This is a genomic window from Methanoculleus taiwanensis (assembly GCF_004102725.1).
In the GTDB taxonomy this organism is placed as follows: domain Archaea; phylum Halobacteriota; class Methanomicrobia; order Methanomicrobiales; family Methanoculleaceae; genus Methanoculleus_A; species Methanoculleus_A taiwanensis.
Genome location: NZ_LHQS01000002.1, coordinates 686,272 through 705,573, shown reverse-complemented (window position 1 = coordinate 705,573; position 19,302 = coordinate 686,272). Strand labels below are relative to the sequence as shown.

Genomic DNA, 19,302 nt, shown 5'->3' with positions numbered 1-19,302 from the left:
TACCTCTTTTTTTATTCCCGTATCCGCTCGGCGATGCTCTTCGCGAGGTAGCGGATCAGGGCTCGCTCAGTACCGATGACGGCGAGCCGCTCGGCGCCGCTTCTGCCGATGAAGAACGATTCCTTTGCATCGATGAAGAAGGCGGCGGTCATCTCGACGTGCTCCGGCCCCGGGAGGTCACTCTCGAAAAAGTCCCGGAGGAGTCCGGTGGCCTCGTAGATCGGGAGGTTGACCCCGGAGAACAGTTCCTTGTCGCTGACGACGACAGAGACCTGGATCCGCCGCCGGAGCTGTTTGAAGAGCCGTTCGTGCTCCTGCAGGAACCGAAGGTCGCGGCAGAGGACGATGAGTTCCTCCTGCACCTTCCGGAAGACCGACTGGAAGTGGTTCTCGATCGCCCAGTCACTCCGAAGGACGAACCACGGAGCGCGTGTCACCGGCAGCTCGACCTCGAGGCTTTTTAAGGCGGTGCGGGCCTCTTCGAGCGAGCGGATGGCATCCTCCTTGAGCCGGTCGATCACCTCGTCGGTGTCGAGCACGTAGTAGGAGTTCGGGGATCCCTCCTCGATGCCGATGAAACCCCGTCGGGCGAGGTCGTGGAGGATCTCGTAGATCCTCCCGCGGGGGACGCCGCTCAGCCGGTTGATATCCCGAGCGGTGCCCTTCCGGAGCCCGACGAGGGTGGAGTAGACCTTCGCCTCGTACTCATTGAGGCCGAGAGTGCGGAGCTGCGGGATGGGTGCGATAGTCATTGCAACTCTATTTGGTTGCACCAGGTATAGGATTACCCCGGCGAACCCGATGCCCTGCGAGAGGGGAGAGCCGGCCGGGATAAGCCGGTCAGCGAAGCAGCGGGAACTACGGCCGCCTCAGTGCCGAACGCTGCCTTCTGCGGGCGCCGGCACCCGGGGTTCGGTTACCTTAATAACCCCGAAGCGATACCCGCGTCTCTCAAGCACCCGGCCGCGGTGCAGGGCGCTCGCCCTCCCGACCGGGCAGGAGAACTGCGGAGATGATACGTATGACCGAGATTGACACAACCATCCAATCGATCCGTGCCCGGGAGATCCTCGATTCCCGGGGCAACCCGACCGTCGAAGCCGAAGTCACCCTCGCCTGCGGGGCGCTCGCCCGGGCTGCATCGCCTTCCGGGGCGTCCACCGGGGTTCACGAGGCACTCGAACTCCGGGACGGCGTCATAGGCAGGTATGGCGGCAAAGGGGTGCAGCGGCCCGTCAGCCTGATCAACGGTGAGATCAGGGATCGCCTGGCGGGGCTCGACGCCCTTGAGCAGCAGGCGGTGGACGAAGCGCTCATCCGGCTCGACGGAACACCGAACAAGGAGAACCTCGGCGCCAACACCACGCTTGCGGTCTCGATGGCCGTCGCCCGGGCTGCCGCCGCTGCTGAGGGGCGCTGGCTCTGGGAGTACCTCGGCGACCCTGCACGCCCGCTCCTCCCGGTGCCGATGCTGAACATCCTGAACGGGGGCGTGCACGCGAACTGGCAGGGGCCGGACTTCCAGGAGTACATGATCGCACCCTACGGCGCCCCGACCTTCGCCGAGGCGCTCCGCTGGGGTGCCGAGATCTACCACGCGCTCAAAGCCCTCCTCAAGGAAAAGGGCTACAGCACCGGCGTCGGCGACGAAGGCGGGTTTGCGCCGACGGTCTCCTCGAACACCGAACCGCTCGACCTGATCGTGGAAGCGATCGAGCGGGCGGGCTACGACCCCGGCAGGGAGGTCGGGATCGCTCTCGACCCCGCATCGAGCAGTTTCTACACGGGCGGCGCCTACGAGCTCCGGACCGAAGGGCTCACCCTGACCGCCGCGGAGATGGTCGACCGGTACCGCGAGCTCGCCGACGCCTACCCCGTCATCGTCATTGAGGACGGCCTCGCCGAGGACGACTGGGACGGGTGGCGGCTGCTGACCGCAACACTCGGGGATCGGGTGGAACTCGTCGGCGACGATCTCTTCGTGACGAACGTTGCGCGTATCGAGCGGGGGATCCGGGAAGGCGCGGCGAACGCCGTCCTGATCAAGCCGAACCAGATCGGAACCGTCACCGAGACGATCGCCGCTGTTCGGCTCGCGCAGAAGAACGGCTGGGGTGCCATGGTCTCCCACCGGAGCGGCGAGACCGTCGACACCTTCATCGCCGATTTCACCGTCGCCATGCAGACCGGCCACCTCAAGACCGGGGCGCCGGCACGGGGCGAGCGGGTGGCGAAGTACAACCAGCTCCTCCGGATCGAAGAAGCGGCAGGAGAGGCAGCCCGGTATGCCGGGCGGGGTGGATTCGTCCGATAAAGACAGAGTGAGAACGGGAAAAATGGGGGATCAGTAGGTCGCCAGGTACCGGTCGAGTTCCCAGGGGTGCACTGCGGTGCGGAACGAATCCCATTCGAGCTCGGCAATCGACGAGAGTGCGTCGACGACATGGCTGCCGAGCGCCCTGCAGACGACATCGTCGGCGAGGAGCGCCTGGTGCGCCTCGGCGAGGTCTGCCGGCAGTGTCTCGATACCCGCTCTCTGCCGCTCCGCGGGAGTCATGTGGAATATATTCGCATTGGTGCTCGCCGGGGGCTCGATCCGGTTCCGCACGCCGTCCATGCCCGCCGCAAGGAGCGCGGCGAACGTCAGGTAGGGGTTGCAGGTCGGGTCGGGGCTCCGGAACTCAACGCGGGTGCTGTTGCCGCGGGGTGCGGGGATACGGACCTGCGTCGACCGGTTGCTCGTGCTCCAGGTGATGTAGCACGGCGCCTCAAAACCCGGGACGAGTCTTTTATAGGAGTTGATCGTCGGGTTCGCCACCCGGGTGATCGCCTTTGCGTGGGAAAGGACGCCGCCGATGAAGTGCATGCAGGTCTCGGAGAGCTGCTGCCAGCCGTCCGGGTCGTAGAAGGCGTTCTTCCCGTCTTTTGCGAGCGAGCAGTTCACGTGCATGCCGCTGCCGCAGATGCCGTAGATCGGTTTGGCCATGAAACTCGCGTGGAGGTTATTCATGAGGGCGAGCGTCTTGACCGCGAACTTGAAGGTCATGACACGGTCGGCGGTCGTCAGGGCGTCGCTGTACTTGAAGTCGATCTCGTGCTGGCTCTCGGCCACCTCGTGGTGGGAGGCCTCGATCTCAAAACCCATCGCCTCGAGGGCGAGGACGATATCGCTGCGGACGTTCTCGGCAAGGTCGGTCGGGGCAAGGTCGAAGTACCCCCCGACGTCCTGGAAGGCGGTCGTCGGCCTGCCGTCGACCATCCGGAAGAGGAAGAACTCAAGTTCCGGGCCGGTGTTGAAGGTGTAGCCGTCCTTCCTCGCATCCTCCGCCACCTTCCGGAGGATATAACGCGGGTCGCCCTCGAACGGCTGGCCGCCGGGTCCGGTCACATCGCAGACGAACCGGGCGACCGCCTTCGCCTGAGACCGCCACGGAAGGATCGTGTAGGTCGACGGATCGGGCTTTAAGAGCATGTCGGACTCTTCTATCCGGGCGAACCCCTCGATCGAGGAGCCGTCGAACCCGATACCGTCGGTCAAAGCCTTCTCCGCCTGACTGACAGGGATTGCGACGTTCTTCGGCATCCCGAGGAGATCGGTGAACTGGAGGCGCAAGAACCGGACGTTGTCCTGTTCTATTTTTTTGAGGAGTGTCGAAACGGTATCCGGGGACATAGGAGAAGCGTTGCCTCTTTTGGAGTTTAAACACTTTGCATCGTGCACCAGGAGGGGGCACTGCCTGAACAGGAGAGCCGAAACTCTCCGCCCGGAGCAGGGGCTCTTCTCCGGCGTTTCGCCTCCTGCAGCGTCCTGCCTTCACGCGAGTTTTAATAGCCGTGAAATCCAATAGACCTTTTTACCGCTGATGCATATGCACGACAGAGAAGAACCCCGGAGATCGCCCCGCACCGAGTTGCCGAAAAGTCCGACCGGGATCCAGGGCCTTGATGAGGTCACCTGGGGCGGACTGCCGAAGGGGCGCCCAACCCTCGTCGTCGGGAAGGCGGGGTCGGGCAAAACCCTGCTCGGAATGGAGTTTCTGATCTACGGTGCGCTGGAGTACGGGGAACCGGGCGTCCTCGTCTCCTTCGAAGAGCCGGTCGAAGACCTCATTCAGAACGTCGCGTCGCTCGGCTACGACCTGAACGATCTCATAGCGAAGGATCTGCTCGTCATCGACCACGTAGAGATCTCAAGAAGCGACATTATCGAAACGGGAGAGTTCGACCTCGAGGCGCTCTTCATCAGGCTCGGGTACGCCATCGACTCCATCGGTGCTTCGCGGATCGTCCTCGACACCATCGAGTCGCTCTTCTCCGGTTTCACGGACACCACCATCCTCCGCGCCGAACTCCGGCGGCTCTTCTTCTGGCTGAAGAATAAAGGCATCACCGCAGTTATCACCGGTGAGAGCGGCGAAGGAACCATGACCCGCCACGGCCTTGAGGAGTATGTCTCAGACTGCGTGATCCACCTCGACCACCGGGTGGACGAGCAGATCTCGACGCGCCGCCTGCGGGTGGTAAAGTACCGCGGGTCGGTTCACGGCACCAACGAGTACCCCTTCCTGATCGACGAGGCCGGGATCTCCGTGCTGCCGATCACCTCGACGGGTCTTGCGCATACCGTCACCCGCGAACGCGTATCGAGCGGCGTCGGGGAGCTTGATGCCATGTTCGAGGGGGAGGGGTTCTACCGCGGCAGCACAATCATGGTTGCGGGGACGGCAGGCACCGGAAAGACCAGTTTCGGGGCGAGCTTCGTGCAGGCCGCCTGCCTCCGGGGGGAGAAGTGCCTTTACTTCTCCTTTGAAGAGTCTCCCGACCAGATCGTGCGCAACATGCAGTCGATCGGCATCGACCTTGCACCCCATATCGAGAGCGATCTGCTTGAGATCCAGTCCTCCCGCCCGACGATGTACGGCCTTGAGATGCACCTCGTGATGCTGCTCAAGGAGATCCGGCAGAAGCAGCCCGAGGTCGTGGTGATCGATCCATTAACCGATCTCATCGCTATCGGTACCACAAAAGATGTCAAGGTCATGCTCACGCGCCTGATCGACTACCTGAAGACGAACCGGACCACCGCACTCTTCACCCACCTGGTTCACTCGCGGGAGGAGGGTGCCCCATCGGATCTTGCCGTATCTTCACTCATCGATACGCTGATCCGGCTGCAGTACGTTGAGTCTGCCGGAGAGCACAACCGCGGACTCTACATCCTGAAATCCCGGGGGATGGGGCATTCCAACCAGATCCGGGAGTACCGGATCACGGACAATGGCATCGAGCTTGCCGACGCCTACGTCGGTCATGCCGGGATGTTCATGGGCACCGCCCGGTTCGTGCAGGAGGCGAAGGATCGGGCGGAACTCGAGGCGAGGAGAGAGGAGATCGCGCTCCGGCAGCGCGAGCTCGAGCGGAAAAAGCGTATTATGGAGGGGCAGATCGCTGTGTTGCAGGATGAATTCGCCTCGTACGAGGAGAGTCTCCGGAGGGAGATCCAGACCGAGGGGCGCCGGCAGAGGAGTGCCGATGCGGAGATGCAGGCAATCCGGAGGCTGCGTATGCCGGAGGATTCGGACGATGATCGAAGGGTTCACCTGGCCGGGAGAAGAACGGAGGAAGAGCGATGACCGGGGAAGAGGAGAACTGCGGAGCGGTGAACGGGGAGGTCTGGATACTGCGGCTCTACGTCGCCGGCCAGACCCCGAAGTCACTCACCGCATTTGCCAACTTAAAGAAACTCTGCGAGGAGCACCTCGCCGGACGGTATACAATCGAGGTGATCGATCTCCTCGAGCAGCCCCAGCTCGCCAGGGGCGATCAGATCTTTGCCGTCCCCACGCTCGTCCGGAAGCTGCCTCCGCCCCTGCGCAAGATCATCGGCGACCTCTCGAACACCGAGAAGGTTCTCGTCGGTCTGGACATCCGGCCGGGGTGCTGACTGGATGACAAACGAGAAAAAGATAACCGGGCAGGACCCGCGGTCGACGACGGAGAGGTTCGAGCTGGCGCTGGAGAGGACGGATGCCCGCTACGTCCTGCGCCTTTATATTACGGGAATGACACCCCGATCCCGGGAGGCTATCGAGAACATCAAGGAGATCTGCGAGACGCACCTTTCGGGGCGCTACGACCTCGAGGTGATCGATATCTACCAGCAGCCCGAGCGGGCAGAGGAAGCCCAGGTCTTCGCAGCCCCCACACTCATCAAGGAGCTTCCCCTGCCGCTCCGAAAACTTATCGGGGATATGTCAAATAGAGACCGGGTTCTGATCGGGCTTGGAATCCAGGAGAAGAAGTGAGCAGTACTCCCATCGGTGATGCATAATGCAGGATCAGGGTCATCTGTCCGATACGAACGCTTCCCGGCTCCCGAGAAAGGAGGAACTCCTCCGCGTCCTTGAGGAGTTGTACGGAGGCTTTGCCGAGGCTGAAGAGACCCTTTCAGCGATCCGGAGGGGAGAGGTCGATGCCTTCCTCGTCTCTACGGACGAAGGGGAGAAGATCTATACCTTAAAGACCGCCGAGCATCCCTACCGCGTGCTCATCGAGCAGATGCGGGAAGGAGCAGCTATTCTTTCGACCGACGGCACCGTCCTCTACAGCAACGCGAGCTTCGCCCGGCTGATCCGTATGCCCCTCGAGAAGGTGATGGGGGAGTCGATTCACGCCTTCATCGCTCCTGCCGGTGCGGGGAGCTTCCGGAGGATGATGGAGGCGGGAGATCCCTCCGGCAGCACGGGCGAAAGCACGCTGCAGGCGACCGGGGGAGGCCTGGTGCCGGTATACCTCTCCCTGCGGCTGCTGCCGATGGACGGAATGTCGGTATTCTCCCTGGTCGCCACGGATCTGACCGAGCGGAAGCAAGCGGAAGAGACGCTGCAGCGGGCGTACGACGAACTCGAGGACCGGGTGGAGGAAAGGACCGCCGAACTGGCGCAGATCAATGCCAGGCTCCAGGTCGAGATCGAGGAGCGCATAAAGGTCGAGGATGCGCTCCGGGAGAGCGAGGCGCGGGAGCGGCGGCGGGCGACGGAGCTGCAGGCAATTACGGAAGCGGTACCGGCGGCGATCTTCATCGCGCTCGATCCCGAATGCCGCTCTATGTTCGGCAGCAGGTATACCTACGAACTGCTCCACCTGCCGCCGGGAAGCAACCTTTCAAAATCGGCACCCGAAGGCGAGCGGCAGGCACATTTCCGGACTATGAAAGACGGCGCCGAGATCCCGCCGGAGGAACTGCCGGTACAGAGAGCCGCCGCAACCGGCCGGCCGGTACAGCAGTTTGAATTCGACCTGGTCTTTAATGACGGGACGACGCGGCACCTGCTCGGCAATGCCGTGCCGCTGCTGGACGAGAGCGGCAGATCCCATGGCGCGGTAGGTGCTTTTATCGATATCACCGAGCGCAAACGGGCGGAAGAGGCGCTGCGGCGCCGCACCGAAGACCTCGTCCGGCAGAGCCGGGAGGTCGTAGCAGCACGCGACGAGGCGAACATGTACCTCGACATCATGACCCACGACGTCCGGAACGCGAACAACGTCTCGAGCATGTACGCCGGCCTTCTGGTCGAGCTCGCCGAAGGAGACCTGACGGCCTATGCCGAGAAACTGCGTGACAGCATCGACCGGAGCACCGGAATCCTCAGGAACGTCGCCACTATCCGGCGAACTCAGGCGGAACACGACCGTCTGGTGCCGGTGAACCTCGATGCGATCATTAAAGAGGAGATCGGAAACTTCCCCGGGGCATCGATCAGGTATATCGACCCCGCGGTCGAGGTGCTGGCAGACAATCTTCTGCCGATGATCTTCACGAACCTGATCGGGAACGCCATCAAATACGGGGAGCCCGGTGTCGAGATCACCATCGTGGTCGAAGAGCAGGGCGGCGAGGTGCTGGTCTCAGTCGAGGACACCGGCCCGGGTGTGCCGGACGAGGTGAAGAAGAAACTCTTCACCCGGTTCGAACGGGGCAGGGCAGGAGGGAGCGGCCAGGGGCTCGGGCTCTTCATTGTCCGGATGCTCGTCGAACGCTACGGCGGGGAGGTCTGGATAGAGGATCGGATACCCGGCCAGCCGGAGCAGGGGGCGGCGTTCCGGTTCACGCTCCGGAAGGCCGGGTACCGGCCGTAGGTTCCCTGACATCCCCTTCGATCTCCCGGTAATGCATCAGGCACGCCCACTGTTCGTGAGCGGTCTCCGGAGCCATACGGCCGGGCTGTCTCGGGCAATTCCCGGCCGCTCCCTGATAGCAAAGATAGACCTCTTCTCCGCAACCACCAGGCAGTTTCATGCATTCTCGTCCTCACACGGCTGACGGCGTCCCGGATCGATCCCGGTGACGGGGTCGTGCGGCCGCACGGGATACCGGGCAGGGACCCCACCGCCCGGGAGACAAAAAAGGGAAGGTTAATCGATGGCCGGAAGAAAGCAGACGTTAATGCGATACCATCTGCCGGTCATCGGGCTGCTCCTCGCCACCGTCCTGGTGGCCGGGTGCCTCTTCGGGTCGTCCTCACCCGGCGTCGATCTCCCGTACCCACCCTTCCGCGACGCCTCGGTGATCAAATTCAATCCGAACGGAACCGTCGAATGGCAGACCCCCCTCTCCTTCGGGCGCGACACGATCCCGTCGACGGTAACCCCGCTGCCAAACGGCAGCTACGCCATCACCGGCGAGACGATTCCGGGTGGTGAAAACGTCAGTATCCCCCATTCCTTCACGGCGCTGCTCGATGCGAACGGCTCGCTTGTCGGAAACCGGACACTGTCGCCATTTACAGATCCGACCGCCGGCGATGCGAACGGTACCGCGTCGTGGGAAAAGGCGCTGCCCGACTGGGCGGCGATCAGGAAAGCCGTGCCGGACTCCTCCGGTGGATACCTGATCGGAGGCAGTGCCTACGGAGATGCCGCCATTGCACGCGTCGATGCCGGCGGGGGCGTGCTCTGGGAGCAGACGGTGGACGAGGGAGATTCCGCCCTTATCTGGGATATCTCGGATCTCTGGGAGGCGGATGGAGAGATCGGGATGATCTACGAGGTCATCCGAACGGGGCAGGCCGGGAGCTCTGAGGCGGTCGTTGCCACGTTCGGGCATGACGGCACGCCTGCCGGTCGCCGGACGCTGGATGCCTTCACCCCGGTGCTCCGGCTGCCGGACAGCGGCTACGTCTTCGCCGCGTTCCCGACCGGAGAGGGAAGCTGGTACTACTACGGAACGGTGCTGCACCTCGTCCGGCTCAATGAGTCCGGGGCGATGGTTTGGGACAGTGCCGTCGATCTCGGCGAAGGGAGCCAGATAGGATCGCTCGTCCGAACCGATGACGGCAGCTACATCGTCGCCGTCACCCATGGGCCGGCATATGGGGTATCCTTCCCGACCGCAAGCGGCGGGTCGGCAGTGAGCATTGCGTTCCGGCGGGGGTGATCGGGAGATGACGGCAACCAGTCGAATCAAATACTTCCTCGCGGCGCTCTGGGTTGCAGCAATCGTCCTGCTGCTCGGAGGGCGTATTGGTTATGAGGTGACCGGCTCACCGGTCTTCGGATACATCTCGATGGCGTACATCACCATCGTCAACCTGACCGTCGTTACCCTCGTGATCATCATCGTTGTACGGCTCAAGGAATGGATCGAGAACCAGGTGGCGGCGATCGCTGAGCGGAAAGCTGCCGTGCCGGAGCATGAGGCCGGGCTGCGGGCGCTCCGGCAGTCGGTGGAGCGGCTCGAAGCGAGGGTGAGCGAGATAGAAGATGCCCGGAACAAAACGGCTAAATGACCTTCGAACCGTTCGCCGGATACACCCTTCCCCGGCCGTGAGGAGGGGTGCCGCAACGGCAGGAGACCCCGGCAGCGGGGGATTCGTCCGGTGCGGACGCCGGATGGCAGCTACAGGCCTCTTCAAGAGCTGCTTCGAACCCCGTAACGCTCTGCGAAGAGTCGGAAGAGCAAAAGATAATGTTCCGGCACGGTGATCTCCTGGAAGGGATGCACTCATGAGGGATTGTAATACGGAACTCTGCAGCACCCGGTCTATGAGCATTCGGCTGGTTCGGCCGTTCGGAACAGGTGGTAGCGACACCTACGAGATCTCCCCGGCGAGCCTTGAGATCGAGGTGGAACCGGGCAGTGCTGCCGACGAGATCCTGATGCTCGCCTCGATCCAGGGGGATTTCGCCTACCGATCCGGATCAGCCCGGAATCAGTTCCTGATCGAGATCGGGCAGTACAGCGACCTTGACCGCATCGGAGAGGCACTGACGGAGATCGCCGACCTTGCTCGTGAAGCGTCTCCGGAAGGCTCCCCCGATCCGTATGCCGTCAGGGACCTTGTCAGGGAACTGCAGCGGCGGCGGGAGGAAGCGATCATGGAGACGGAGACCGGCACGATCGAGGATGAGATCGCGACGGGCGTCTACGGCGACGAGTTCTTCTGAGTGGCTGCCCCCCTGGAGAAAGCAATCACCGAAACGGGGAGCATCTCCGTCAGTCAGAACCAGACGCGCTATTGCAGCCCCGATGAAAATGATGTATTGACCTGATTCCGAACCTCCGGGTCTCCTGCCCCTCTTCTCGCACCCCTCGTGCTTACAGCCCTTGCCAGGAAAGAGAAAACCAGGGCGGTGCCGGCCTGGAACCCTACAGATCAAGGAACCGCGGGCAGGCGAACAGAATAGTTACCGGCGTGTCCACATAGAGGCAGTAGGCGCGTTCAGGGTCATAATAGGCGCACAGGGCACATCCGCACCGGGTCGGCCTCAGGTTGAGGTTCTCTGCCGGAGCTACCCCGTTATCGCTCCCCGCACACCTGCCGGTGGCCGTCCCCTCGCAGCAGGGTGCAGCGTGATCCGCATCTGTATCCGGATCTCGCATCTCCGGGCAGGCCTGAAGCGACGGAGTCATCACACGATGACAGATTCTCCGGGTTCATAGACATTTATTGCGCCGGTGAAGATTCGTCAGGCAGATGAATGCCGGGAGATGCGTACGGGAACCGGAGATCCCCGGGCTGAAAATGAAGGATTTTTACCTGCCCAGGAGAAGGCCGGACGGCCGGTTCAGAGCAGACGGAGCGGGATTGCGCTGATAAAGACATACAACACTCCGGAGAGCAGAATAAACTGCCCGTCCGCCAGCAGCTCGCCGAAGATCTTCTCCGTGCAGAGGCGGTTGAAGGAGGTGATGTACCACTGGGCGTAGAGGACGCTCACGATCAAAAGCAGCGTTACGGGGAGGCCCATGCAGGAGAGGCCACCGCAGACGACCGCAGTCCCGAGGCAGACGTTGAGGATCGTAAGGGCGATCTTTGTCCTTCGCATGCCGAGGATCACCGGAATGGTTCGAACGCCGGAGACGATGTCGCCCTCTACGTCCCGCATGTCAAAGACCACGGTGTTGATGAAGACCAGCGAGAAGTAGAAGACTCCGACGATAGCCGTGGAGATGTCTGCGTGGAGGCCGGCATGGCAGATCGGCAGGAGAGCGGGCGGAACCGCCCAGGCGAAGGCTACGATCAGGCTTTTCATCACCGGGATCTCTTTGAGGCGCCGGAGCCCGGGGAGGAGCGGGATACTGTAGATGACCCCGCCGATAAGCGGTATGGCCGTGATAAGGAGGCTGTCGAAACCCTGAAGAACGGATACCAGAAGAGCAATACCATACGCAGCGATTGCAGAATAGAAGAGGAAACGCCCGTACTTTTTCGTAAATGCGTAGCGTTCGGCATGGTTGATGGCATCCTCGCTCTCGTCCGTCTTCCGGTTCAGGTTGTAGATGGAGAAGGTGACGAGCACCATGATGCCTGCGGCGACGGGGTCAAAGGCGAGACCCTGCATGGCACAGGAGATCCACACCATTGCCGCTCCGGCAAGCGATAGGTACGCAGAACTGTACACCAGAGGTTGAATAATCCCCCGGAAATCAATCAGGTTTGTTTCGGGCTGATATGCAGTCTCGAACATGCATAGTTTTCAGAAGACGGGTTAACATTTATTATGACAATGAAAATTCATCGATCGGATTAATCCGTCGGAAAAGATTCACTGCCGGGGCTCATAGAATAGAGAAATTAAGAGCCCCAATCCAGCAATTGAGGGAATAAAGATGTTATTTCAGAGATTGTACACCAGCGGCTCGGATCGCTGCTTATAGTGCTGGAACAGCCGTTCACCCCAGGCAATCGCCGTCGGATCGAGGCTGATGAGATCTACGGCCGCGTCGTAGGCGTCGGTTCCCCGTTTATAAAACCCTAACGACAGGCAGCCGTCGGCTACGGTCATTCCAAGCCTGACAGAAACCGGAGAAACATAGATCCTGAAGTCCCGGTAATCGGCCAGGGACTTCAGCATGTCAATATACGGCTCGGCGGTTAACTTGCCGGCAAGGTCTGCAGAAACAACCAGTTCAACCGGTTTACCCTGTCGCGCCGCACCCATCATCGCTTCGGCGTGAGCAGGACTCATGATCGAGGATACGGCATGTACCCACTTCGCGTTCTGCAGGACATTCAAAAATGTGGTATATACGGCAAATATGTTCTCCTCAACGTCCCTGACAATATCCGAGTTGTAGAGGTCGCCGATCTCTTTCAGGAGCACCGGCGGGATGCTCTCGATATCATGCTGTATCCAGAAGTCCCGGTGGCGCTGAAGCACTCCCATCAACGTTACCAGCCGCTCGATCTCGGGTTCCACAATCCTGCCGAGCGGCGAGAGCGTGTAATCTCCTCGCTCGGATTCGATGTAGTGAGCCGACTCCAGCTGCCGGATCTTGGGGATGAGCGCCTGTGAGGAACTGCCGGTGATGTCACGAAGATCGGAGAGGGATCTGCTTCCGCCCCCGAGCGCAACCAGCATCTGGGTTAAAAGCCTCGATCGGAAGATAGCCTGAATTTCTTCACGGAATTCGTCATAGATATCCAGATATGAGGTCTTTTCCATATTCACTACAGAAATACTGTCTGACGCACATATCACCCTTTCTATTCGCCTGCGTGCGCGTTCTCCCCCGGTAGTGCCGCGGTTTCCGATCTCCCGGAGCGGTTTTGCACCGGGTCGGGGGAAGCTGTGGGAAAGAGCGTGATACGGAAAACGTATACGGTGATGGGCCGCGATAGCATCGGAGAGGTGCAGAAGTCTCCGGAGCTCCGGGAACGCCGACCGCCTACAGTGGGAGTGAAGGAGCCGCTCGTGACCCGGGCATCCTCGATCTCGCTCACCGGACCGTCGGAGAGGCACGATCATCGAACGGGTTTCTCCGGACTGCAAGCGAGAAGAGATACGGGTACGTTGTCTGCAGGTGCCGCAGGTAGCCGAGCCATTCGAGGGCTAAAAGCCGGTATGCCCGGGAGATGTCACCCGTCAGGTGGGCACGGTCGGCCTCGGGAAGTGTCGCGAGATCGTCGCGGAGCATGAGTTCCTCCCGCAGGTGGAAGACCGCATGCAGAAGATCGGTGAACGCATCGTGCTCGAAGATAGCCGGGTTCTCCATGAGCCGCAGGAGAAACTCCTTCTTCCCTTCGAGGAGCTGCGCCAGCCCTGCAAGATCCGCCGCGGACCCGTCGACGGCGTACCGGTGGCCGGCGAGGCACTGCCGGATCCGCCTGAAGTCTTCCGTATCCGAATCTCCGCGGACGGCAAGCTGCTCCCGGATATCTTCGGCATCCGGGTCAAGACGGGCGAAGGCCGTGAGGATCTCGGTTCCGGCCTCGCTGTAGAAGATGCCGAGGATCATGTTGATCTTCCGGATGCGTGCCTGCCGCTCATTCTGCGATACAAGGCTCTCGACGACGGTTGCGAAGACCGAGACGAATGTCCCGACCCCGGCGACGATGAGCAGGACCGCCACCAGCCGTCCGGCACCGGTCGCCGGCGCGATATCCCCGTAGCCGACCGTCGCGATGGTGACGACGACGAAGTAGACGGCATCGATCCATGAGAGGCCTTCGGTCACCATCACGCCGAGAACGCCGGCAGTGACGATCAGGGCGAGAAGCGCGAATGATATCGTTATCCGGGAGGTTGCAGAGACCATATGGTGTACATTGCTCCGATGTATATCAGATTCCGGGAACGGTCTTCACAGCCGCGGGAGGTGGCCGTTCATCTCGTCGTCGAGTGCCTCGAGGAACGCGGTCAGGAACGCATGCCTGCGCCCGGCAATACTCCGGGCACTCTCAGTGTACATGCACCTCTGTAACTGCAGGAGCTTTTCGTGGAAATGGGCAGTGGCGTCGGCAATACCGCCTCCGCGCTCCCCCGCCTGCATGAACGTCCTGGCGATACCGACGGCGCCCATCGCATCCAGCTTGTCCGCGTCCGAGAGGATCTGTGCCTCAAGCGTCTCGGGCGCCGCGCCCGTGCTGTACCGGTGTGCCCGGATGGCGTGAGCGATGCCGGGAATGAGATCGCCCGGGTAGTCCATCGACCGGAGGTATGACTCCGCCATCCTCGCCCCCTCCTCTTCATGGGGAAGACCCTCCTTCTCCTCGAGCGGCCGTGCGATGTCGTGAAAGAGAGCGGCCGGGATGAGAACGCCCATATTCGCACCTTCACGGGCGCCGAGCAGCTCGCAGAGCCGGGTGACCCGGACGGTATGGTCAAATCCGTGTGCCCCCGAGTCCTGATACACCGTCCTGACATGCTCCCGGATCTCCGCCACACGTTCATCCATGAACTATGTCTGTCGTTCAAGAGCCGAATACTCTTCTCTTTGTTCCGGCCGTCTTCCCGGGACGCAGCGGCGCTGTGTACCAAGAGGGCTCACCCACCGGCAGACGCCCATGGGCGGCATTCCCTGCGGAGAGGGGTCTGTTCACCGCACAGGGCACGCTCGCACCGGGGTTCGTATAAGAGCACTTAAGTAGTGAAAAGATTTTATTCTAACTACGGAAGACCGCCATGCCCGATACTGCAGGTGCCGAGCCTATCCCTGTTCTATACGTCGACGACGAACCGGCGCTGCTCGAAGTAACCAAACTCTACCTCGAACGCACCGGCGGCTTTGCCGTCGATATTCTCTCGGATCCGAGGCAGGCGCCCCTGCAGGCGGCATCCGGACGCTACGAGGCCGTCGTCTCCGATTACCAGATGCCGGGAATGGACGGTATCACACTGCTCAAGACGATCCGCCAGTCGGGCTGCACCGTCCCGTTCATCATATTCACCGGCAAGGGCCGGGAAGAGGTCGTGATCGAGGCCTTGAACAGCGGTGCTGATTTTTACCTCCAGAAAGGAGGAGACCCGAGGGCTCAGTTTGCCGAACTTGCACATAAGCTGCGGCAGGCCGTCAAGGCGCGGCGGGCGGAGATCGAACTTGCGGCGCAGACCGATTTTCTCGAGAGTCTCATAGGATACGCAAACGCTCCGATCATTGTCTGGAACCCGGAACTCGTCGTCACCCGGTTCAACCGCGCCGCCGAGAACCTGACCGGCATACCGGTCGCCGAAGCTGTCGGAAGCCCGCTCACCGCCCTTTTTTTGGATAATTGTCCCGAAACCTGCACTGCGCTGGCCCGGACGACACTGACCGGCGAACGGCTTGAAGCGGCGGAGATCCCTATCCGCCACCGCTCGGGCACCGTTCGAACCGTCCTCTGGAACTCTTCGCATATCCTCGACCGGGACGGAAACCGGATCGTTGCGACGATCGCCCAGGGCCAGGATATCACCGACCGGAAACGGGCGGAAAAAGCCCTCCGGGAGAGCGAGGAGCGGTATCGGGCGATAGTCGAGAATACCGGAACGGCCATCGTCATCGTCGAAGAGGACGCGACGATCAGCCTCGTCAACGCAGAGTTCGTCCGGCAATCGGGCTACTCCCGCGAGGAGATCGAGGGAAAACGACGGTGGACCGAGTTCGTCAACCCGGCCGACCGCGATCGGATGCTCGAGCAGCACCGGCTTCGGAGAACCGACCCGGCGAAGGCACTGCATCAGTATGAGTTCCGGTTCATTGCCCGCGATGGAACGGCGTATGACATACTCATGACGATCGGGAGTATCCCCGGAACCAGCAGGAGCATAGCATCCCTGCTCGACATTACCGGGAGGAAACAGACTGAGAGGATGCTTATCCAGCAGCATGAGGAGCTCGGCTCGGCTTATGAGGAACTCACCGCGATCGAAGAGGAACTCCGGTCAAGTTTCGACGAACTCGCCGCCACCGGGGAGCATCTGCGGGAGAGCGAACGCCGGTTTGCCGATATCATCGAGTTCCTCCCGGATGCCACCTTCGTCATCGATACCGACCGGAAGGTCATCGCCTGGAACCGGGCGATCCAGGAGATGACGGGTATTGCAGCGGCCGAGGTCGTCGGAAAAGGAGATTATGAGTATGCCCGCCTCTTTTACGGGGAGCGGCGGCCGGTTCTCATCGATCTTGTACTGAAAGGTGACGAAACGTCTCTCCGCGAGCGGTACTCCCGGATCAGCCACAGCCGGCAGAGCGCCGTAATCGAGACGGAGAATGCCCGGGTGAAAGGAAAGAGCGTGGTGCTCTGGGCAACGGCTGCGCCGCTCTACGATGGAACCGGAGCGGTCGTCGGCGCCATCGAGTCCATCCGTGATATTACGGAGCAGCGAGCGGGGGAGCAGGCTCTCCTCCAGGCGAATGAAGAGCTTCTGGCAACGAACGAACAGCTGGCGGCAGCGGAAGAAGAACTCCGCCAGCAGGTGGACGAGATTGCAGCGGCGCACCGAAAACTCCGGGAGAGCGAAGAGCAGTTCCGGTCGGTCTATTGGTGGACATCCGATATGGTGGCCTTCCACAGATTGGTGCGCGACGAGAACAGAGGCGCCGTCGACTACGAGATCATCGACTGCAATCCGACGTTCACCGAGATCACCGGCATCTCTTCCCAGCAGGCGATCGGATCGCCGGCCTCCCGATTGTACGGCTCCGTTCCCCCGCCGTTCCTGAAGACCTACGAAAGAGTCGTCGCATCGGGGGATGCCGTACGTTTCGAGACGTACTATTCGCCTCTGAAGAGACACTTCAGCATCTCTGCCATCCCGATGGGTGACGACGGATTCGCAACGGTCACCCACGATATTAGCGATCTGAGATGCCGTGAAGAAGCGCTTCAAGAGAAGAACAACGCACTGCTCGATGCGAACGAGCGTCTGAGCGCTGTCGAAGAGGAACTCCGTCAGCAGGTGAACGAGATCGCAGCGGCGCAACAGGAACTTGCAAAGAGCGAAGAACGCTACCGGGACGTCGTCGAGAGCCAGACCGAGATCATCTGCCGGTTCACGCCGGATGGAGTGTTCCTCTTTGCCAACGAGGCGTTCCTGCGGTACTTCGGTCTTACCCGGGAGACCCTGATCGGGAAACGCTTCTACCCCGCTGTTCCGGAGGAGGAACGGGAACAGGTCAGCGCTTTCTTCGCATCCCTCACACCGGCACATCCGGCTGCGATGAACGAGCACCGGGTTATCCAAAACGACGGCGGCGTCCGATGGCTCCGGTGGAGCGGGCGGGCGATCTTCGATCCGAGCGGACGGATCATCGAGTACCAGTCCGTCGGCCGGGACGTTACAGAGCAGAAAGAGACCGGAGAGAAACTGCAGGCTTACCAGGAGAGGCTTGAAGGAGCGATGGCGATGGGAAACCTCGCCTGGTGGCAGATGGACTGCGATACCGGGAACGTGGCGTTCAGCGACCAGAAAGCGGAGATGCTCGGGTATCCCCGGGAACGGTTCTCACACTACTCCGATTTCGTTGCCCTGATCCACCCGGACGACTGCACCGCGGCCATGCAGGCGATGCGAAACCACCTCGAGGGGACGGTCTCCCGCTACGACGTAGAGTACCGGATCCGTGCAGCCTCCGGCGAATACCTCTGGTTCCGTGACACGGGAGGCATAACCGACCGCGGATCCGATGGGCGACCGCGGCGCGTCACCGGTATCGTGGTCGATATCACCGACCGGAGACGTATGGAGGAGAGGCTCCGGGAGAGCGAGGCGAAGTCACGTACGCTGGTCGAGCATGCGCTTGAGGGCACGCTCGTCCTCGACCGGAGAGGAACCGTCCTTCTTGCCAACAGAGCGGCTGCAGCCGTTGCAGGCTACGGGGAGAAGGGTCTCCTGATCGGCAGGAACATCATGGAGTTCATCGCCCCGGAATCACAGGAGGCTGCCGCCTGCCGGGTGGAAGAGCTTGCCCGCGGGAACGACGTCTCGGATGACGAATACGTTATCCTGACACCGGAATCCCACCGCATCTTCGTGGAGTGCACCGGAAAAAGAATCGTGTACGAGGGAGAGCCGGCAATGCTGCTCTCGTTCCGCAACGTCACCGACCGCAAGCAGGCGGAAGAGGCGCTCCGGGCTGCAAACGAAAAACTCAATCTCCTCTCCGGCGTCACCCGGCACGACATCCTCAATATGGTGACCGGCATCCTCGGCTATATCGAACTTGCACGGGAGATCTCACCGGATCCGCTTATCACCTACTACCTTGAGAGACTGGAGGCGGCGACCGGGAGGATACAGTCCCAGATCGAGTTCTCCCGGGTCTACCAGAACCTCGGCACCACCGAACCGCACTGGCAGGATCTCCGCTCAATTGCCACGGGACTGCAGGTGCCGCAAGGGGTTGTCTTCTCGGTCGAGTGCACCCCCGGAGAGGTCTATGCGGATCCGATGCTCGTGAAGGTCTTTGAGAACCTGGTCGATAACTCCGTCCGCCACGGAGAACGGGTATCGGCGATCCGGATCTCCTCCGTTGCAGACGACGAGGGTCTGACCGTCGTATACGAAGACGACGGGATCGGGATCCCGGACGCCCAGAAGGAACGGATATTCGAGCGCGGCGTCGGGAGGAATACCGGGCTCGGGCTCTTCCTCATCCGCAGGATCCTTGCCATAACCGGAATGACCATCATCGAGAACGGCGATGCCGGGTGGGGGGTCAGGTTTGAGATCCGCATTCCCGCCGGGGTGTGGAGAGCCGAAAGCGGCGGATAAGCCCACCACCCTCATGGACGCGCCCGAGGTCAGGAAGACGCTCGCACTCCCGCGGGAGTACCTCCCGAACGTCACCGAGAGCAGCAGCCCGGAAAATATCGCCCCGCCCCGGACCTCCTTCTTCATCGGTGAGCGGATCCCGTCGGCCTCCGTGGTGCAGGCCACAGACTCATGTACCAGTACCCGGATGAGTTCACCGCGATCGTGAGCACCTTCCTCGATCGAGCCCGCCGATCGACCGGGGGCACCACCTTTTCTCCGGTGCGAACCAGCGGGTTCGTTTAGCAGATCTCCCAGCGTCCCCTTTCGGAAAAAACACCTGCC

Annotated in this window: 16 protein-coding genes; 10 read left to right on the top strand and 6 right to left on the bottom strand. The window is 61.6% G+C overall.

The features are described from left to right. Positions 1-11: 11 nt before the first annotated feature. Positions 12-752: a TrmB family transcriptional regulator gene (locus ABH15_RS08255; protein ID WP_128693874.1), complete on the bottom strand. Its 741-nt coding sequence runs from the start codon at positions 750-752 to the stop codon at positions 12-14. A gap of 269 nt (positions 753-1,021) precedes the next feature. Here ABH15_RS08255 and eno point away from each other — a divergent pair, with 269 nt between their 5' ends. Continuing rightward, positions 1,022-2,314, top strand: a complete 1,293-nt coding sequence (gene eno, locus ABH15_RS08250) for a phosphopyruvate hydratase (RefSeq protein ID WP_128693873.1) — start codon at positions 1,022-1,024, stop codon at positions 2,312-2,314. A 30-nt stretch (positions 2,315-2,344) separates the two neighbouring features. Here eno and glnA read toward each other — a convergent pair whose 3' ends face one another. Beyond that, positions 2,345-3,673: a type I glutamate--ammonia ligase gene (gene glnA / locus ABH15_RS08245; RefSeq protein ID WP_128693872.1), complete on the bottom strand. Its 1,329-nt coding sequence runs from the start codon at positions 3,671-3,673 to the stop codon at positions 2,345-2,347. A gap of 196 nt (positions 3,674-3,869) precedes the next feature. Between glnA and kaiC the strand changes: the two genes are divergently transcribed. The 7 genes from kaiC (at position 3,870) to ABH15_RS08210 (ending at position 10,446) form a co-directional block, all read left to right on the top strand. Beyond that, positions 3,870-5,633: a circadian clock protein KaiC gene (kaiC, locus tag ABH15_RS08240; RefSeq protein WP_128693871.1), complete on the top strand. Its 1,764-nt coding sequence runs from the start codon at positions 3,870-3,872 to the stop codon at positions 5,631-5,633. Beyond that, positions 5,630-5,944 carry a circadian clock KaiB family protein gene (locus ABH15_RS08235; protein WP_128693870.1) on the top strand — a complete coding sequence of 105 codons (315 nt, stop codon included), beginning with the start codon at positions 5,630-5,632 and terminating at the stop codon, positions 5,942-5,944. Before kaiC ends, ABH15_RS08235 begins: the two co-directional genes overlap by 4 nt. Positions 5,945-5,948: 4 nt before the next feature. Beyond that, positions 5,949-6,305 (top strand): circadian clock KaiB family protein, encoded by a 357-nt coding sequence (locus ABH15_RS08230; RefSeq protein WP_128693869.1) that lies wholly within the window; start codon positions 5,949-5,951, stop codon positions 6,303-6,305. A 25-nt stretch (positions 6,306-6,330) separates the two neighbouring features. Then, positions 6,331-8,139, top strand: a complete 1,809-nt coding sequence (locus tag ABH15_RS08225; protein ID WP_128693868.1) for a PAS domain-containing sensor histidine kinase — start codon at positions 6,331-6,333, stop codon at positions 8,137-8,139. 307 nt (positions 8,140-8,446) lie between these two features. After that, entirely contained in the window at positions 8,447-9,436 is a 990-nt protein-coding gene (locus ABH15_RS08220) for a hypothetical protein (protein ID WP_128693867.1), read from the top strand. A 7-nt stretch (positions 9,437-9,443) separates the two neighbouring features. Further along, positions 9,444-9,788: a hypothetical protein gene (locus ABH15_RS08215; protein WP_128693866.1), complete on the top strand. Its 345-nt coding sequence runs from the start codon at positions 9,444-9,446 to the stop codon at positions 9,786-9,788. A 256-nt stretch (positions 9,789-10,044) separates the two neighbouring features. Then, positions 10,045-10,446 (top strand): hypothetical protein, encoded by a 402-nt coding sequence (locus ABH15_RS08210; RefSeq protein ID WP_128693865.1) that lies wholly within the window; start codon positions 10,045-10,047, stop codon positions 10,444-10,446. Positions 10,447-11,067: 621 nt separating this feature from the next. Here the strand turns inward: ABH15_RS08210 and ABH15_RS08205 are convergent. The 4 genes from ABH15_RS08205 to ABH15_RS08190 form a co-directional block, all read right to left on the bottom strand. Continuing rightward, positions 11,068-11,865 (bottom strand): UbiA family prenyltransferase, encoded by a 798-nt coding sequence (locus ABH15_RS08205; RefSeq protein ID WP_164913677.1) that lies wholly within the window; start codon positions 11,863-11,865, stop codon positions 11,068-11,070. Between the two features lie 255 nt (positions 11,866-12,120). Next, positions 12,121-12,948 carry a helix-turn-helix transcriptional regulator gene (locus ABH15_RS08200; RefSeq protein WP_164913676.1) on the bottom strand — a complete coding sequence of 276 codons (828 nt, stop codon included), beginning with the start codon at positions 12,946-12,948 and terminating at the stop codon, positions 12,121-12,123. Between the two features lie 274 nt (positions 12,949-13,222). After that, the gene (locus tag ABH15_RS08195) at positions 13,223-14,041 is read right to left on the bottom strand and encodes a potassium channel family protein (RefSeq protein WP_128693862.1); all 819 of its coding nucleotides are present in this window, start codon (positions 14,039-14,041) and stop codon (positions 13,223-13,225) included. A gap of 45 nt (positions 14,042-14,086) precedes the next feature. Then, positions 14,087-14,680, bottom strand: a complete 594-nt coding sequence (locus ABH15_RS08190) for an HD domain-containing protein (RefSeq protein ID WP_128693861.1) — start codon at positions 14,678-14,680, stop codon at positions 14,087-14,089. Between the two features lie 227 nt (positions 14,681-14,907). Between ABH15_RS08190 and ABH15_RS08185 the strand changes: the two genes are divergently transcribed. Together ABH15_RS08185 and ABH15_RS08180 are read left to right on the top strand one after the other, a co-directional pair. Then, the gene (locus tag ABH15_RS08185; protein WP_128693860.1) at positions 14,908-18,978 is read left to right on the top strand and encodes a hybrid sensor histidine kinase/response regulator; all 4,071 of its coding nucleotides are present in this window, start codon (positions 14,908-14,910) and stop codon (positions 18,976-18,978) included. Beyond that, complete coding sequence (locus ABH15_RS08180; RefSeq protein WP_128693859.1) at positions 18,929-19,186, top strand: hypothetical protein; 258 nt, start codon at positions 18,929-18,931, stop codon at positions 19,184-19,186. Before ABH15_RS08185 ends, ABH15_RS08180 begins: the two co-directional genes overlap by 50 nt. Positions 19,187-19,302: the final 116 nt, after the last annotated feature.

Coding starts and splice junctions, on each gene's coding strand:
- ABH15_RS08230 (WP_128693869.1), top strand. CDS start 5,949: ATGACAAACGAGAAAAAGATAACCGGGCAGGACCCGCGGTCGACGACG.
- ABH15_RS08225 (WP_128693868.1), top strand. CDS start 6,331: ATGCAGGATCAGGGTCATCTGTCCGATACGAACGCTTCCCGGCTCCCG.
- ABH15_RS08215 (WP_128693866.1), top strand. CDS start 9,444: ATGACGGCAACCAGTCGAATCAAATACTTCCTCGCGGCGCTCTGGGTT.
- ABH15_RS08210 (WP_128693865.1), top strand. CDS start 10,045: ATGAGCATTCGGCTGGTTCGGCCGTTCGGAACAGGTGGTAGCGACACC.
- ABH15_RS08190 (WP_128693861.1), bottom strand. CDS start 14,680: ATGGATGAACGTGTGGCGGAGATCCGGGAGCATGTCAGGACGGTGTAT.
- ABH15_RS08195 (WP_128693862.1), bottom strand. CDS start 14,041: ATGGTCTCTGCAACCTCCCGGATAACGATATCATTCGCGCTTCTCGCC.
- ABH15_RS08205 (WP_164913677.1), bottom strand. CDS start 11,865: ATGGTGTGGATCTCCTGTGCCATGCAGGGTCTCGCCTTTGACCCCGTC.
- eno (WP_128693873.1), top strand. CDS start 1,022: ATGACCGAGATTGACACAACCATCCAATCGATCCGTGCCCGGGAGATC.
- glnA (WP_128693872.1), bottom strand. CDS start 3,673: ATGTCCCCGGATACCGTTTCGACACTCCTCAAAAAAATAGAACAGGAC.
- kaiC (WP_128693871.1), top strand. CDS start 3,870: ATGCACGACAGAGAAGAACCCCGGAGATCGCCCCGCACCGAGTTGCCG.
- ABH15_RS08235 (WP_128693870.1), top strand. CDS start 5,630: ATGACCGGGGAAGAGGAGAACTGCGGAGCGGTGAACGGGGAGGTCTGG.
- ABH15_RS08200 (WP_164913676.1), bottom strand. CDS start 12,948: ATGGAAAAGACCTCATATCTGGATATCTATGACGAATTCCGTGAAGAA.
- ABH15_RS08220 (WP_128693867.1), top strand. CDS start 8,447: ATGCGATACCATCTGCCGGTCATCGGGCTGCTCCTCGCCACCGTCCTG.
- ABH15_RS08185 (WP_128693860.1), top strand. CDS start 14,908: ATGCCCGATACTGCAGGTGCCGAGCCTATCCCTGTTCTATACGTCGAC.
- ABH15_RS08255 (WP_128693874.1), bottom strand. CDS start 752: ATGACTATCGCACCCATCCCGCAGCTCCGCACTCTCGGCCTCAATGAG.